15 protein-coding genes and 2 tRNA genes are annotated in these 16377 nt (G+C 37.9%); 10 read left to right on the top strand and 7 right to left on the bottom strand.

The features are described from left to right. Positions 1-84 precede the first annotated feature (84 nt). Positions 85-1569 carry a B12-binding domain-containing radical SAM protein gene (locus J1N10_RS12640; RefSeq protein ID WP_262327075.1) on the top strand — a complete coding sequence of 495 codons (1485 nt, stop codon included), beginning with the start codon at positions 85-87 and terminating at the stop codon, positions 1567-1569. Positions 1570-1663: 94 nt separating this feature from the next. Then, positions 1664-2014 (top strand): cupin domain-containing protein, encoded by a 351-nt coding sequence (locus tag J1N10_RS12635; RefSeq protein WP_262327074.1) that lies wholly within the window; start codon positions 1664-1666, stop codon positions 2012-2014. A 50-nt stretch (positions 2015-2064) separates the two neighbouring features. On the opposite strand, the gene J1N10_RS12630 is transcribed toward J1N10_RS12635, so the two are convergent. Next, positions 2065-2541, bottom strand: coding sequence for a universal stress protein (locus J1N10_RS12630; protein ID WP_262327073.1), 477 nt, complete (start codon positions 2539-2541; stop codon positions 2065-2067). 673 nt (positions 2542-3214) lie between these two features. Between J1N10_RS12630 and J1N10_RS12625 the strand changes: the two genes are divergently transcribed. Further along, positions 3215-3364 carry a hypothetical protein gene (locus J1N10_RS12625; RefSeq protein WP_262327072.1) on the top strand — a complete coding sequence of 50 codons (150 nt, stop codon included), beginning with the start codon at positions 3215-3217 and terminating at the stop codon, positions 3362-3364. 149 nt (positions 3365-3513) lie between these two features. Here the strand turns inward: J1N10_RS12625 and J1N10_RS12620 are convergent, their stop codons facing one another. Then, positions 3514-4821, bottom strand: a complete 1308-nt coding sequence (locus J1N10_RS12620; RefSeq protein WP_262327071.1) for a B12-binding domain-containing radical SAM protein — start codon at positions 4819-4821, stop codon at positions 3514-3516. 540 nt (positions 4822-5361) lie between these two features. Here J1N10_RS12620 and J1N10_RS12615 point away from each other — a divergent pair. Further along, positions 5362-6111 (top strand): NYN domain-containing protein, encoded by a 750-nt coding sequence (locus J1N10_RS12615; RefSeq protein WP_262327070.1) that lies wholly within the window; start codon positions 5362-5364, stop codon positions 6109-6111. A 31-nt stretch (positions 6112-6142) separates the two neighbouring features. On the opposite strand, the gene J1N10_RS12610 is transcribed toward J1N10_RS12615, so the two are convergent. Together J1N10_RS12610 and J1N10_RS12605 are read right to left on the bottom strand one after the other, a co-directional pair. Continuing rightward, positions 6143-6412, bottom strand: coding sequence for a hypothetical protein (locus J1N10_RS12610; protein ID WP_262327069.1), 270 nt, complete (start codon positions 6410-6412; stop codon positions 6143-6145). Between the two features lie 479 nt (positions 6413-6891). Continuing rightward, the gene (locus J1N10_RS12605) at positions 6892-7080 is read right to left on the bottom strand and encodes a cold-shock protein (protein WP_262327068.1); all 189 of its coding nucleotides are present in this window, start codon (positions 7078-7080) and stop codon (positions 6892-6894) included. A gap of 403 nt (positions 7081-7483) precedes the next feature. Between J1N10_RS12605 and hflK the strand changes: the two genes are divergently transcribed. Continuing rightward, positions 7484-8482, top strand: coding sequence for an FtsH protease activity modulator HflK (gene hflK / locus J1N10_RS12600; RefSeq protein ID WP_262327067.1), 999 nt, complete (start codon positions 7484-7486; stop codon positions 8480-8482). Next, the gene (hflC, locus tag J1N10_RS12595) at positions 8472-9416 is read left to right on the top strand and encodes a protease modulator HflC (RefSeq protein ID WP_262327066.1); all 945 of its coding nucleotides are present in this window, start codon (positions 8472-8474) and stop codon (positions 9414-9416) included. Before hflK ends, hflC begins: the two co-directional genes overlap by 11 nt. A 34-nt stretch (positions 9417-9450) precedes the next feature. On the opposite strand, the gene J1N10_RS12590 is transcribed toward hflC, so the two are convergent. After that, entirely contained in the window at positions 9451-10734 is a 1284-nt protein-coding gene (locus J1N10_RS12590; RefSeq protein WP_262327065.1) for a Na+/H+ antiporter NhaC family protein, read from the bottom strand. 330 nt (positions 10735-11064) lie between these two features. Here J1N10_RS12590 and J1N10_RS12585 point away from each other — a divergent pair, with 330 nt between their 5' ends. After that, on the top strand, positions 11065-11502 hold the full coding sequence (locus J1N10_RS12585; RefSeq protein ID WP_262327064.1) for an HvfX family Cu-binding RiPP maturation protein: 438 nt from the start codon (positions 11065-11067) through the stop codon (positions 11500-11502). A 135-nt stretch (positions 11503-11637) separates the two neighbouring features. On the opposite strand, the gene J1N10_RS12580 is transcribed toward J1N10_RS12585, so the two are convergent. Beyond that, positions 11638-11709 (bottom strand) — tRNA-Thr (locus J1N10_RS12580). A gap of 58 nt (positions 11710-11767) precedes the next feature. Beyond that, positions 11768-11840 (bottom strand) — tRNA-Gly (locus J1N10_RS12575). Between the two features lie 277 nt (positions 11841-12117). Here J1N10_RS12575 and J1N10_RS12570 point away from each other — a divergent pair. The 3 genes from J1N10_RS12570 (at position 12118) to serB (ending at position 16327) form a co-directional block, all read left to right on the top strand. Next, on the top strand, positions 12118-13209 hold the full coding sequence (locus J1N10_RS12570) for a carbohydrate-binding family 9-like protein (protein ID WP_262327063.1): 1092 nt from the start codon (positions 12118-12120) through the stop codon (positions 13207-13209). A gap of 14 nt (positions 13210-13223) precedes the next feature. Then, the gene (locus J1N10_RS12565; RefSeq protein WP_262327062.1) at positions 13224-14927 is read left to right on the top strand and encodes an alpha-L-fucosidase; all 1704 of its coding nucleotides are present in this window, start codon (positions 13224-13226) and stop codon (positions 14925-14927) included. 176 nt (positions 14928-15103) lie between these two features. After that, a complete protein-coding gene (gene serB, locus J1N10_RS12560) occupies positions 15104-16327 on the top strand; it encodes a phosphoserine phosphatase SerB (RefSeq protein ID WP_262327061.1) in 1224 nt (407 codons plus the stop codon). Positions 16328-16377: the final 50 nt, after the last annotated feature.

Below are 16377 nucleotides of genomic sequence, written 5' to 3'. Positions count from 1 at the left end.
AGTAGTAAAGCTGTGAGGATAAAACTCATTGGCGGGGATGGGATTGGTTATGAGCAGGCTAAACTATATTGATTAAAGGTGATAATGAATATTTTACTCGTATATCCGCTATATCCCGACTCCTTCTGGAGTTTTAAGCATGCGCTTAAGTTTATATCCAAAAAAGCAGCGGTACCTCCACTTGGTCTCATCACTGTATCGGCCATGCTGCCCGGTGAATGGAATAAAAAACTGGTTGATTTAAACATTAGTGAACTGGAAGCTAAGGACATTCTTTGGGCCGATTACGTTTTTATTAGTGCCATGCACATTCAAAGGCAATCCGTCAGTAATATCATTTCGGAGTGCGTGAAACTGGGAACAAAAATAGTGGCAGGTGGTCCGCTTTTTACTCAGGAGCATCATAACTATCCACAGATTGACCATTTTGTCTTGAATGAATCAGAAATCACCTTGCCCTTGTTTCTGGCTGATTTGGCCAATGGCCATCCCGCCAAAGTATACAAAACAGACCAATTTGCCGATCTATCGCATACGCCAAGGCCTGATTATCACCTGTTGGAAATGAAAAAGTATTTCTTCATGAATATTCAGGTTTCCCGCGGGTGCCCATTTTCATGCGACTTTTGTGAAATCACCTCCCTTTTAGGGCATAAGGTGAGAATGAAAAAGCCGCACCAGATTATTCATGATTTGGAGGAATTATACCGCTTAGGCTGGCGTGGACCTGTTTCAATTGTGGATGATAATTTTATTGGCAACAAAAAAGAAATTAAATACCAATTACTTCCTCAGATGAGACAATGGATGCAACAGCACAATTATCCTTTTGTGTTTAATATCCAAAGTTCTATAAATGTTGCCGATGATCACGAGCTCATGTCATTGATGGTTGAAACTGGCATAACGTCAACTTTTATTGGCATAGAAACACCCGATGAAACATCGCTTCATACCTGCAATAAACTGCAAAACAAGGGTAGAAATTTGTTGCAATCCATTAAAACCATTCAAAAGACAGGATTGACCGTTTCGGGCGGCTTTATTGTGGGATTTGACAGCGATACGCCCAGTGTCTTTCAACGGCAAATTGACTTTATCCAAAAAAGTGGTATTGTTTCGGCCATGGTGGGCTTGTTAAATGCTCCCAGGCATACACAACTATATAAGCGCTTAGAGGCAGAGAAACGTTTAACTAAAGAAACCTCGGGGAACAATACTGATTTATCAATGAACTTTATCCCTAAAATGGATTACCATCAATTGTTGGATGGATATAAAAAGATAATCGCAGCCATATATACTACCAAACCATACTATAAGAGAGTTCGCCAGTTATTTCTAAATTATAATCACACCTACAAACAACACCAGCGAATCAACTTGTCTCTGATTGTTGCCTTTCTTAAGTCCATGTATATCATTGGCATTATTGATAAGGGGCGTATCGAATTCTGGAAATTATTAGCCTGGACCTTATTTAAAAAGCCTGCCTTGTTGACCGAAGCCATCACTTTTGCTGTTTATGGCTATCATTTTAGAACGGTATATGGGCTTAACCCGGGTTAGTAAAATGTGTGAATAATGTAAATGAAACCATCTAAAGTGTAACGAATTATGCTGTTTATAGAACTACCTTTGTTTTATAAGAAAAGTAGAATGTATGTCAAGCACTGAATTAGAAAAATCAAAGACTCATATTCTAATTGAGATTATTGAATATGTTCCCAACTCTGTGGTAAGTAAAACCATTATAAGAAAAACCACAGGTAATGTGAGTGTAGTGGCTATAGATACTGGCGAAGCACTTGCCGAAAAGATCTCTCCCTTTGACACCTTTATCCAGGTTATTGAGGGCCAGGCAGAAGTGATGATTGACAAGCACTCCAATAATCTTATAGTCGGCGAAGGCATAATCATACCGGCGCATACATCCCATAATGTAAAAGCCAACGAAAGGTTTAAAATGATTTCAACCCTCATAAAGAGTGGCTATGAGGATATAGCAATCTGAAAATTATTAAATAGTCAGGATGTCGGAAGTTTTGGCGACAAATCCGCTAATTAATCAATCCTATTTTTGTTTGTCGGAATTACAAATACTGGAATACTTGAACCAAGTAGCACCTTTTGAGTAACACTGCCAATAGTTGTGTTTTCAAACCATTTTCTGCTGTGCGAACCCATAACGATCATATATGCGTTTAACTGATTGGCAGCATCAATCAATGAATTGGCACATGAACCATTGGCTACCATAACTTCGATGTTCTTATCTGCAAGATGTAACATTGCCTTATTAAGAAATTCCTGCGAAATAGTATCAGGGTCAATTCGATCAGGTGCAATAGGTAAATCATCTTTTAAATGACCTGAAAACCCAATAACAACAACTTGACCAAGGGAACTGTAATAATCTGCATCAGCTTTTACATGCACTAAAGTAACCTTAGCTTTTAAAGCTTTAGCTAGGGCATAACCTTCCTCAGCTACCTTTTGAGCGCTGGGATCAAAGTCGAGTGCAATAATAACTCGTTTCATCAGATGATAGTTTAATAGTAAAATAAACCATGCTAACACTCATATTTGTATAGGCTTCGAAAGCGAGCCAGCCTAATAAAAGGTTCCTTTTAAGAAACCCCTCATTAATAACTTAAAAACCTATGACTTAGCATTGTTATCTAATTAGTTTGTTAATCGTCTGGTTAAAATAAACCTCATAAGTATCGCTAATCCAGCAAATGCTAACAACCAATGAACGGATCCTGAGGAATTGAATCCAAAAAAGATAATTCCCCATATAACTATTAATAGTCCTGCTATAACATACAATAAATTTTTCATGGTATTTTTTTTTAAATAAGTATGTCAACAAACCAAATCTGATTAATTCAGCACATGGTTCATTCGAAAGAAGATGTAGTATAATTGACTGGTTAACCGACTAATACTTCTACACTAAAATCAACATTATATCGTTCTTCGTGATTTAATGGTTCATTCAAAACATCATTATTGAAGCAATCATCTTAGCCTGATCCTTATCAGATTGTAACTTAGCCAATGTTAGCTTGTGGGTATTTTCTAATATCAACAAGTAACAAAGCAATTATTCTATAACGCCTTATCATTACCTAATTTCTATAGAAATACCTACTGGCATATACAAAGTTACGACCCAATTAATGGGGAGTCCTTACACAAATCCATAAATATGTTACATAATTCACACATTGGCACTTTTAAATTAACAGGAGAATATCGTGATGAAGCCTATTCAACAGCAGCATGCGTTATTCAAAACGCAATTATCATTGCACCGATTTGCGAAAAAGAAGAGATACAGTGGTCAATTATGAACTGAATCTCTGAATTTTAGTTTCGCATAAAACACCCATTAAAAGGGTCTTTTTAATTATTTTGTCAGATAATATTGCAAGTCATTTGATCGTGAAAATTTGGAAATGTATTGCTAAGTAATTGCATCAACTTGCTAGTTAGTATTATGAAACTCTACTGCCGCAATAGATTAGTTTTTAAATTAGCCATCCTGCTGCTTTCTACTTTTACTTGTTTCATATGGCCTAAATTCATCGAAAGGTATACAAATGGTTTGTACCAGTTGCCCACTAATCGCTTCAATACAGACGTTTTACTATAAAACTTCTTCCTGGCGTTTATTTTCCCCAGCTGCAGCTCAAGGGGTGTCATGTTTTTGGGCTTAAACACAACTGTATTGTGGTCATAATACTTCCAATCAGTTGTTATTAAGCGATCTTCATTTTTCAGTTTCTCATACACTTTGGTTCCGGGATAGGGCGTTAACACATTGAATGAAACTGTGCTCACTTTGTTTCGCACCAGGAATTGAACTGTTTCATCAAATATTTCCTTTGTGTCATCGTCAAAGCCAAAAACAATGGATGCATGGATAAGAATTCCCATCTTTTTTACTTTTTTAAAAGCGTGTTCCAGATGTTGAATTTCCTTTATCGATTTGCGCATGGATAGCAGCTGTTTTACCGATACACTTTCAATACCTAGAAAGAGTGATTGACAGCCACTTTCAGCAGCCAATTGAATTAACTCATCATCACCCACTAATAAGGAAATAGAAGCCTGTCCAACCCATTTAATTTTTAGCGGCTTGATAGCCCTAAAAAGCGCTTTCGCATATGCAGGGTTGCCAATGATATTATCATCCAGAAAAATAAAAACCTTGGCCTTCGATTCCTTGATATCACGAACCACATTCTCAACTGAAATATGTCGTATTGTTTGTCCGAATAAGTTAGTGACGCAACAAAAATCACAATTATAAGGGCAGCCACGGGTTGTTAATATTGGAATGATATTGAACAGTCTTTTAGATGCTATCTTTCCAAAATCTTTGCGAACATACTTTTCTAAATTAGGATTAGGGTTATGGTATTTTTGCTTCAAAGCATTGTTTTCAAAATCGCACAGAAGAGTCTCCCAAACACCTTCTGCTTCACCTATAACCACCGCATTTGAATGCAATAGTGCTTCATCTGGAAGTATGGTAGGGTGCACACCACCCAGTATAACAGTTTTCCCTCTTTTCTGAAAATCATCGCAAAGCTGATAGGCCCTGGGGGCATTGGCTGTCATGCAACTTATGGCAACCAAATCACATTTGTGTTCCAGGTTAACCGCCTGTGTTTCTTCCTCTATCACCTCTACATCAAATCGTTCAGGAGTTAATCCTTCAAGTATATAGAGAGCTAGCTGTGGAATCATAAGCCCTTTATTGGTTCTTTTTTCCGTATCGACAGTTGGTGAAATTAAGAGAATCTTCATGTGGCAGCCATTAGAATTTGTGTTACTATGTGTAATTCATCCATTCAGTATGTTTCTCGTGTAAAAATGTTTGCTAACCGCTCGAATTGTCACACAAATTACTTTTGTTTGCTGTTAATAAATCATGATCAAGTGTAATCTTTAATATAAGACATGCAATCAATTAGTGTGAAGCGGGGATACAGAGCATATTTCTATAGGTACGGAGTTTTAACCTTTAAGAAATTGCATAAATCCAGGATCGAAAATATTCTATTAAGTTACAAATCTTCCATTCATACTTCAAGGTTAAGTCCGTTATATGAGGTTAGAAATTTTACTTATTTAGGTTGTTGTTCCCAATTAGCTGAATGATTTAAGTACTTAAATTAACCATTAACAATCTTCGGTCTACATACTGAATATAGTTAGAGTTAACACTTTGAGTTTTTACAAAGATTTATGGATACTCACTCGAGTCTTGACTCATAATTCATTACCTTCACAACTCGTTCAAATTGTCAATAATAGAATTAGTAGGTTCGCATAAAACGGTTTTTGATGAATATTAATTTAGCAGTACTGATTGATGGGGATAACATTCCATCTGCCAATGTAAAGGAAATGATGGAGGAGATTGCAAAATATGGAAATCCTACCATTAAGAGAATATATGGCGATTGGACTAAACCCGAATTAAATAAATGGAAAAAGATTTTATTGGAGAACGCGATTACTCCTATTCAGCAATACGCCTATACTTCGGGAAAGAATGCCACGGATTCTGCTATGATAATTGATGCCATGGATATCCTTTATTCTGAAAAAGTTAATGGATTTTGCTTAGTGTCGAGCGATAGTGATTTTACCAAGTTAGCGACCAGGTTAAGAGAAGCAGGCATGCAAGTAATTGGCATTGGGGAGAAAAAGACGCCAACCCCATTTATAGTCGCATGTGATAAATTTATTTACATCGAAATTTTAAAAACCAGAGCTAAAGAAAAAGAGTTTGAAGACGATAAAGATTCAGAAAAGGAGCTGTTTGATAAAATTACCTCAAAGGAAATTAAACTAATTGCGGCAACAATTACAGATCTTTCTGATGATGACGGATGGGCTTTTTTGGGTGATGTTGGTAGTTTGTTGCAAAAAAAGAGGCCGAATTTTGATCCGCGGAATTATGGATTCCAGAAATTAACACCATTGATAGATTTCATTGGTAAGTTTGAAATAGAACAAAGGGATAGTCCCAATAGCAGGCATAAATTGATTTTCGTAAAGAATAAAAAAAAGTACTCTCAAAAAAAATAGCCTAATAAATGTTGAGATTTTATCGATATGGTTAATCCGGCTTGTTTCTGTTTCCCAGGAAGTTTCCTTTGTTAGGGCTTTTTGTCAAGGTTAAAAAATCCCAGATTTCATTTAATATTTGCTGTTCTTCAATTTTTGAGGGTTTAATACCATCAAGGTATTGTACTTCGGCAACGCTATTAAAAAACTTATTAAAATTAGTATAATAGCCCTCGGTACGCTTAAAACGGACAAAAACACTCGGAAAACTTAGTTTAATAACAAATTCATATTCAGGAAAGAATAGATTGTTAGTTCCCATGTAGTAATTTTTAAATTTTTCAGGAATCATAACGTGTAATTATTTAATGCTTTGATTAATAGTGATATTTTCTTTAAAGCAAGGCCATTAGTTAGCTATCTTTTTTGCAGATAAACATCAACTTACAGCCCCGGTCTACTCCGAATACGTTAGTTTTTAAACTTTCTTTAATTAGTGGTTATTTCTTAAAATAAAATTTACGAAAATACAATCTGACTGACAAGTTAGCTATTCTTGAGTTAATCACTCTGTTTGCTGTAATAATCTTTAATATGGGCTGGATGATAGGTTGTTAAGCGTGAAGTCTCAAGTGATATATGAGCACTTTAAAAGCAATGTTGAAATAATATTCAGTCTTAATACAACCTTGTGCCGAACTTTCAGCATTTTGGCTGTTCCTCAGTTCGCAATAACCCAAAAGAGGGGATTCAATATTGAATCCCCTCTTTACGATACAGTAATGAAAATACGTTATATAGTTATACTACTTTCACATTAACGGCATTTAAACCTTTTTTACCTTCTTGTAAATCAAATTCAACCTCGTCACCTTCGTTGATCTCATCAATTAATCCAGTAACGTGCACAAAATGTTCTTTACCATTATCTTCGGCGATAAACCCGAAACCTTTTGAGTCGTTGAAGAATTTTACTTTTCCTTTATTCATTTTAATTTTATTGAAGTTATAATTCAATAACAAACATACTCTAATTATTTGACATTCAATTATTTTTTAATGAAATAGTGCTTTTAAGTACAATTATTAACACACAAGGCTGGCTTGTAGCTACTTGTAATCCTTTGTTTTTAAAACTTAGGCGGCTTGTGGAAGGAGATTTGAGGAAACAGGGGTTAGTGAGACTACTTTTCTGTTACCACTAAGTATGACTAACTTATAAGTATCTCCCTATCGGTATGACATTATATATGTGGCATATACTGATGTTTAAAGTTATTCCTTTTACCTATTTCTATTGTTGTTCTTTTTAATACCTCTTTTTTGTGCTACATTTGAAAAGGGCGACAAAAAATGCTTCTTGGTTACTTCTGCATAATTTTAATCTTATCATATGACATCAAATCAATTTAACCTCAATGCATCGGGGGGTGTACTTGAGAAACTTTTAAAAAACATTCGGTCGGTGGGTCTGATGCTGCTTGTGGCCTTTTTAGCCTGGACAGCTTTTTTTACTATCGATCCGGAAGAAGTCGGCGTTATTGTGCGATTTGGAAAGTATGTTCGTACGGTTGAGCCTGGCTTAAACTATAAGATTCCGTTGGTGGAATCGGTTTATAAGGTTGCTGTAGAGCGTCAGCAAAAGATGGAGTTTGGCTTTCGGACAACCAGTGCAGGTGTTCGTTCGTCCTACAAACGTGGTAGTAGTGGTGTTGACGAAGCACTGATGCTGACTGGCGACTTAAACCTGGCCGACGTGGAGTGGGTGGTTCAGTATCGAATCGATAATCCTTATAATTACTTATTTAAAGTGCGTAATCCGGAGGTGACGCTTCGTGATATTTCAGAATCGGCCATGCGACAGATAGTTGGCGACCGAACGGTGAATGAGGTACTTACCGTTGGTCGTACTGAAATTAGTGCGCGACTGCAAGAGTTAATGCAGAAGGTGTGTCGCGAATATTCTGTTGGTGTTAAGATTGACCAGGTGGTGTTGCAGGATGTTAACCCGCCAGAGCCCGTTAAGGCTGCTTTTAATGCGGTGAATGAAGCTCAGCAGGAAAAAGAAACATTAATTAATCAGGCAAAAGCTGAATATAATAAGGTGATACCAAAAGCGGCAGGGCAGGCGAAAGAGACTATTCAGATGGCTGAAGGATATGCAACTGAACGTGTTAATAATGCCAAAGGTGATGTAGCGCGCTTTAATGCTTTATATAAAGAGTATGTGAAAGCTCCGGAAGTAACCCGTCGACGTATTTATTTGGAAACGATGGAAGAGGTAATGCCACGATTGGGGCAAAAAATCATTACTGACCAAAATGGTAATAATGTGTTGCCTTTATTGCAAATGCAGCTATCACAACAAAAAACGACTCAAAATGGACAATAAGAAATCAATTATATATATAGTATTGGGTGTTGTCGCCTTGTTTCTGTTTTCGCAAGGAACATTTATTGTTGATGAAACAGAGCAGGTGGTGATCACGCAGTTTGGTAAGCCGGTGGGTAATGCCATTACAACACCAGGTATGAAATTTAAAATACCTTTTATACAAACTACACACTTTTTCGATAAACGCTATCTGGAATGGGACGGTGACCCGGAGCAAGTGCCAACAAAAGGTAAGAAGTATGTCTTTGTAGATACTTATGCACGATGGCAAATAGTTGATCCGTTGCAGTTTTATAAACGCTTAACCAATGAGCGAAGTGCTTATACGCGTTTGGATGATATTATTGATAGTGAAACACGTAATTATATTGCCAAGCATTACATCGAAGAAGCGGTGCGTTCCTCTAATCGTAAGCCCGTATCGGCGGGATTGGCAGGAGAAACCGTTGGCGATAGTTTAACAGCAATTTCTGTAGGAAGAGATAAAATACAGGAGATGATACAGAAAGCGTCTGATGCCAGAACGAAAGAATTGGGTATTGCAATTTTAGATTTTCGTATTAAGCGCATCAACTACATTGAGGAAGTGCGGACACAGGTTTATGAGCGTATGAAAAGTGAGCGCTATCGCATTGCTGATAAGTTTAAGTCAGAAGGACAGGGGGAAGCCTCGCGCATTAATGGTGAAAAAGATCGAGAATTAAAGACGATTGTTTCTGAAGCCTATAAAACAGCAGAAGAGATTAAAGGTAGGGCTGATGCTGAGGCGGCTTCCATCTATGCTTCAGCATATGATAAAACACCGCAGGCACGACAATTATATAGCTTTTTAAAATCGATGGAAGCCTATGAAAAGACCTTTGATGGGCAAACGCATATTATTTTATCGACAGATAGTGAGTTTTATAAATACCTGAATGGAATGAAGTAAAACTTAGTGTAGAAATATTAGAGCCTGCTATAATTTAGTTTTTAGCAGGCTTTTTTATTAAAATTGAAATAATGACAGTGATGCCCATAAAAAAAGGATAGAACAGATTGCTCATAATGTCAAACGGAGATAAGGCTCCGGCTGCTAAACCAACAGCCGCCAATATTTGGGCACCATAAGGCAAAATTCCCTGAGTAAAACAAGAAGCGGTATCCATCAAGCTGGCCGAACGTTTGGGTTCTATGCTGAATTTATCGGCAATGTTTTTAACAATGGGGCCTGACATAAGAATGGCAATGGTATTATTGGCTGTAAAAATATTCACAATCCCAGTTAATGTTATAATGCTCAATTCAGCACCTTTTTTGCTTTTAGTTCGTTTGCCAATGTGGTTGATGATATACTCAATGCCGCCATTGATTTTGATAATTTCAACCATGCCGCCAACCAGTAGCGATACCATTACTATTTCGGCCATGCCTTGCATGCCGCTGCTTATTGATGATAGCAAGCTCCAGATTGAGAAATCGTGATTGATAATCCCAACCCCTCCGGCCAATAGGATGCCGATAAATAAGACTATAAAAACATTCATGCCCAGGGCTGCAGCAATAAGTACTATAATGTATGGTGCTACTTTCAGGTAGTCGATTAGTTCAATAGTAATATTTTGAGGTGTGGAAGATGATGGTATGCAAACATATAGTAAAATAGAAACTAAAGCTGCGGGAAAAACCAGTCGTATATTGGCTCTGAATTTATCCTTCATCTGGCAGTTTTGTGTACGGCTGGCAGCAATAGTTGTGTCAGATATCATTGAAAGATTATCGCCAAACATTGCGCCGCCAATGGTAGCTCCAATGGCAATAGCTGTATTAATGTCAGTCACATCAGACAGACCTATGGTCACAGGAGTAAGTGCTACAACTGTTCCAACGGAGGTGCCTACAGCTAATGAAATAAAACAGCCAATAATAAAAAGGCCGGCCAATAATATTTCTTGGGGCAGAAAATGCAGGCCGATATTAACGGTGGCTTCAACGGCTCCCATTTCTTTGGCGACGCTGGCAAAGGCACCTGCTAGCATAAAAATCAGGCACATCATCATAATGCCCGGATTTCCCATTCCTTTAGTAAAGGCACTCATTTTATCACCCATAACTTTACCAGGTGCCATAGCAATCGACACGCCTGCTGCCACAATAAAGGGTATAATGATTGGGATTTTATAAAAGTCGCCGCTTAGCCAACCCGGCATTAGGTAAACAAGCAAAAAGACGCCAATTGGAATCAGTGCTTTGTATCTGAGGTTTTTCATTGTGTGGTTTTTGTTTTGCGCTGCAATATTATAAAAAAGTATGCTAATGTAGAGTGGGAGGTTTTGTGTTTCTGCAGTGTGATATAACTCGCCGTAATGAACTTGATTGTTTGATTTGATGTTGGTTGTATGGTTGTAGGAGAGGGTGAAAAAGACGTTTGTGTTGATATATTACATCTTTGGTAACGGATAATATTTTAAAAAGTCAATAGTAAAAGAGGATTTTAATGTTAAAAATTGTGAATGGGTGAATATTAATTATATCTTAGTCAGCAAATTGTAATACCAAACCCATCCTGTTACCATTATTTATTAACTAAATCTGATTAAATGAAGAATGTTATTAAGTTTATTAATGCAGCATCAGAACGAACAGGAGATTGGGCTCTTTTAGCGATGCGATTGACCTTAGCTTTTGGTTTCTTCGACCCTGCTGTTAGAAAGTTTGATAATATTGTAGGAACGGCCGAATGGTTTGGTTCTTTAGGGTACCCACTTCCTAAACTGGGTGTATTATTGGCAGGTACATTTGAGTTTGCAGGTTTCTTTTTGTTGATGTTGGGATTGTTAACGCGCTATATCTCTATACCACTGATGTTGATAATGATTTTAGCGATTACAACTGTTCATTTAGGAAATGGATTTGCAGCGGCCAATAATGGGTACGAAATACCTTTTTATTATTTAGTTATGCTGTTTGTCGTGTTTAGTAAGGGGCCAGGAAAGTATAGTATTGATGAAGCGGTAGTTGCAAAGATTCAGAAATAGATCACATGAAACGAGGATATAAAATTTAATTATCCAATTTTACACACAGGTGGATGATTAAATTTTCTTCGGAGTTCCATATGGCAAATGAAATAAAAAAGAGGGTAGTCGTTATGATTACCCTCTTTTTTATTGAGCCAATGACGAGAATTGAACTCGTGACCTCTTCCTTACCAAGGAAGCGCTCTACCCCTGAGCTACATCGGCAAACCAAAATTGAACTGACCGCAAAATCGAATTCAATTTTAATTACTATTAAACCCTGAGCGAAAAACGGGACTCGAACCCGCGACCCCGACCTTGGCAAGGTCGTGCTCTACCAACTGAGCTATTTTCGCATGGCCTGTTCGTTTAACAGGTCACTGTTTTGTCAACAGCGGTGCAAAAGTAAAACTTTTTCTATTGTTGACAAATCTATCGTGTTTTTTTTTGCGGATTGATTTCTTAAAAAGATATAAGCTTTAACTGGGTTAGGTATTCATGTTCCATATTAACTTCAAACACTAAAGTAACGAGGTGTTCAGGAACATTTATTCACCTTTTAAGAACAACAGCAGGAGGTATATGCTTGGTTTGATTCGTAATTTTGTGCTCAAACATCGCATATATTAAAACATGAGTAAATACTTTCTATTCGCTTTATTACTATCCGCTTGTCAGTTTAATGATAAGGTTGAGTACGTACAAATGGAAGAGGCGACCTTTGAACCAATGCAATATATTTGCTACAGGGCTGCAGAACCGCTTACCATTGATGGAGATCTTAACGAAGAATCATGGAAAAGTGCTCCCTGGACTTCTGAGTTTGTCGATATTGAAGGGGATATAAAACCTCGACCAAAACATCCAACAAAAGCAAAAATGCTATGGGACGATAACTACCTGTATGTTGCTGCTTTTCTCAAAGAGCCGCATCTGTGGGCCACCATAACAGAACGCGATGCTGTAATATTCTATGACAATGATTTTGAAGTATTTATTGACCCTGACGGAGATACACATGGTTATTATGAGTATGAGGTCAATGCTTTGAATACCGTTTGGGATTTGTTATTGGCAAAGCCTTATCGCGAAGGGGGTCCAGCTATTAATAACTGGGATATTAATGGGTTAAAATCAGCCGTGTCAATCAATGGAACGATTAATAACCCGAATGATATTGATGAAGGGTGGTATGTGGAGATAGCTTTTCCCTTAGATGTGTTGCACGAATACGCCGGACTTGTCAGGGCTGAAGCGGGGAATCAATGGCGCATTAATTTTAGTCGGGTTCAATGGCAACTAGATATAGAGGATGGTCAATATAAAAAGCGCATCAACCCGGAAACCAACAAGCCATTTGCAGAGGATAACTGGGTGTGGTCGCCTCAGGGATATATAAATATGCATCGACCTGAAACATGGGGCTTCATGCAGTTTTCTGATTTGATAGCCGGACAAGGAGAGGAGGCTTTTGTTTTTAATGAAGATGCCTTGGTAAAGTGGGAGTTATATCGCCTGTATCATGCTCAAAGAGCTTATTACTCATCAACAGGGTATTATGCCAAAGGTTTATCTGAACTCGAAAAAGTCGGTTTAAGTAATTTGAAATATATTATTGATTTAGATGCTACAACATCCCTTTACGAAGGCATTGCGACACAAAAGAGCAGTAACTTCAAATGGCATATCAATAATGAAGGACGAACCTGGAAGAAGAGAAAATAACTTAAAATACTACAATGAAGAATCTGATTTTATTAGTCGTTGCCCTTTCTTTTATTTCATTGGTAAATGCACAGCCAATGAAAGAAGAAACTGAGAAGGAAAAAGCAAAACGTATGGAGTGGTTTAAAGATGCTAAACTGGGTATTTTTATCCACTATGGCATATACGCTGTAAATGGTATTGATGAATCATGGTCATTTTTTAATGGTTATATCAATTACGATGATTACATGAAGCAACTCGATGGTTTTACAGCCTCTAATTACAATGCATCAGAATGGGCTAAACTGATTAAGGAGAGTGGCGCTAAATATTCGGTATTAACCACTAAGCACCACGATGGAGTAGCACTGTGGAAAACAGACACTGAGCATTTCAATACAGTGGCGCATACACCAGCAAAGCAGGATATTGTAGCACCATTTGTGAAAGCGTTAAAAAAAGAGAAGCTTAAGGTTGGTTTATATTATTCCTTAATCGACTGGTCGTATCCCGATTATCCGGCACATTTGCGCAACGAAGTGCGTTACAAAGATGATGAGGAGCGCTGGAGCAAGTTCACTGATTTTTATTTTGCCCAAATGAAAGAACTATCTAAGCGCTTCAATCCAGATTTGTATTGGTTTGATGGCGACTGGGAGCATTCAGCTGAAGAGTGGAAATCAAAAGAGCTGCGTGAGATGATGCTGAAATACAATAAAAACATCATCCTCAACAGTCGCCTGCAAGGCTATGGCGATTACGACACGCCTGAACAAGGGGTACCTATTAAAAAGCCTAATAACCCGTATTGGGAATTGTGTATGACCATGAATGATTCGTGGGGTTATCAGCACAACGACCATAATTACAAAACACCGTATCAGCTCATTCGCATTTTTGTCGATTGTATTAGTCTGGGAGGTAACCTGTTGTTGGATATTGGACCGCAAGCCGACGGAACCATTCCACAGCCACAAGTTGATATTCTTAAGGAGTTTGGCCGCTGGACAGGAAAACATAGTGAGGCTATTTATAGTACGCATGCTGGTATCGAGCAAAAATATTACAATGGGCCAAGCGCCATCTCAAAAGATGGACAAACACTTTATCTTTACCTGGATAGAAAACCAAATTATAAAGTATTGGTTAACGGCCTGGATAGTGAAATTGAAAGCGTTCGAATTGTTGGAACAGAGCAAACTTTGCCTTTTAACTTTAAGGATAACCTTCTATCCATTGAAGTGGATAGCCGCTATTGCGATCCTACTATGACCGTTTTAGCAGTAGATTTAAAGCAAAGTATCCGCCTGGTAAATCCAGCAACTAACCTGCACGATCTTGAGTTAGCTGAGGTGATGAAAGATGACGCCTGGAGAGAAAAGCACAAAATAGGCTTAAAAGATATGGAGGAGCCTATCCCGTATGGGCATTATAATGGACCAACAGCTGTATCAAAAGATAAAAACATTCTTTACCTGATGGTGGATGGTGAAAACAACGGTCCGCTTGTATTGCGGGGACTGAAGAATAAAATCAATCGCATTTGGGTGGTTGGTAATGGCACCAAACTAAGTCACAAGGTAATTGGAAAGCAGTACTGGAGCGAAGTGCCAGGTATTACATACATTGATTTGCCAGCTAAAGTGCTGGATAAAAAGATGACCGTAATTGCTGTATTGCTCGATGGTGAAATTGATTTGTACCGCGGCAAAGGGCATGTGATAGAAAGTAACTAAAGAGCTTTTGCATATATCGATTCCAAAACCGTCTCCATCATTTATGATGAGAGGCGGTTTTTTTATTGTTAGTGCAACACAGGACGGATTTATTAACTATAAAAATAACAACAATTAGGATTGTTTTCTGATAGATTATTATTTTTGCTCATCATTTACCTACATATTACCAAATCATGAATAAAGGCAAAGAAATTATATTACTGAATATCTCAGGAGAAGATAAACCCGGTTTAACAGCCGTGTTAACTGGTATTTTATCGCACTATGGTGTTAATATCCTGGATATTGGTCAGGCTGTTATTCATGAAGATTTGGGTTTAGGTATTTTGTTTGAAGTACCCGAATCGGCAGAATCAGCACCGGTATTGAAGGAGCTCTTATTCAAATCCTATGAATTGGGTCTAAACCTCAAGTTTACGCCTGTTACAGAATCCAAGTATAAAGAATGGGTGGGGCAGCAGGGCAAAGAGCGCTTTATCATCACCTTGTTGTCGCGTAAATTAAGTGCAGAACAATTGTCGCAGGTAACTGGTATCATTTCTGGTCAGGGATTGAATATTGATTATATCTCGCGATTAAGTGGGCGTGTATTGCTCGACGACCATGAGGGTAATGATAAGTCGGTTGTTGAGTTTTCGGTGCGTGGAACACCTAAAAGCACCGAAGGAATGAAGCAACAGTTTATCGATATTTCTAAAAAAGCAGGGGTTGACATTGCTTTTCAGGCCGATAATATTTTTCGTCGTAACCGCCGTCTAGTGTGCTTCGATATGGATTCTACACTCATCCAAACCGAGGTGATTGACGAATTAGCAATAAAGGCAGGCATTGGGGATAAAGTGAAGGAGATTACTGAAGCGGCTATGCGGGGCGAGATTGATTTTAACGAAAGTTTTATTCAGCGCGTAGCTTTATTAAAAGGTCTCGATGAAAGTGTGATGAAAGAGATTGCCGAGAACCTGCCAGTTACAGAAGGGGCTGAGCGTTTGTTTAAGACCCTGAAAAAATATGGTTATAAAACAGCTATCTTATCTGGTGGTTTTACCTATTTTGGTAACTACCTAAAGAGCAAACTTGACATTGATTATGTGTTTGCCAATGAGTTGGAAATTGAAAACGGCATACTAACAGGTAAGCACAAAGGTGAGATTGTTAATGGCGAGAAAAAAGCTGAGTTATTGAAATTACTGGCTTTTAAAGAAGATATTCATTTGGAGCAGGTGATTGCAGTAGGTGATGGTTCCAATGATTTGCCGATGCTGAAATTGGCAGGATTGGGAATCGCCTTTCATGCCAAGCCAAAAGTAAAAGCATCGGCTAAACACCATATTTCAACCATTGGTCTGGATGCGATTCTTTATTTATTAGGCTTTAGGGATAGAGAGATCAATATCTAAGCGTAGCTTAAAAGAAGAGCATTTAATATCTTTTTCTAATTTTGCGGCTT

Source organism: Carboxylicivirga litoralis (assembly GCF_025499605.1).
In the GTDB taxonomy this organism is placed as follows: domain Bacteria; phylum Bacteroidota; class Bacteroidia; order Bacteroidales; family Marinilabiliaceae; genus Carboxylicivirga; species Carboxylicivirga litoralis.
Note: the sequence above shows the minus strand (reverse complement) of the source record. Positions and strands in the feature narration are given on the sequence as shown.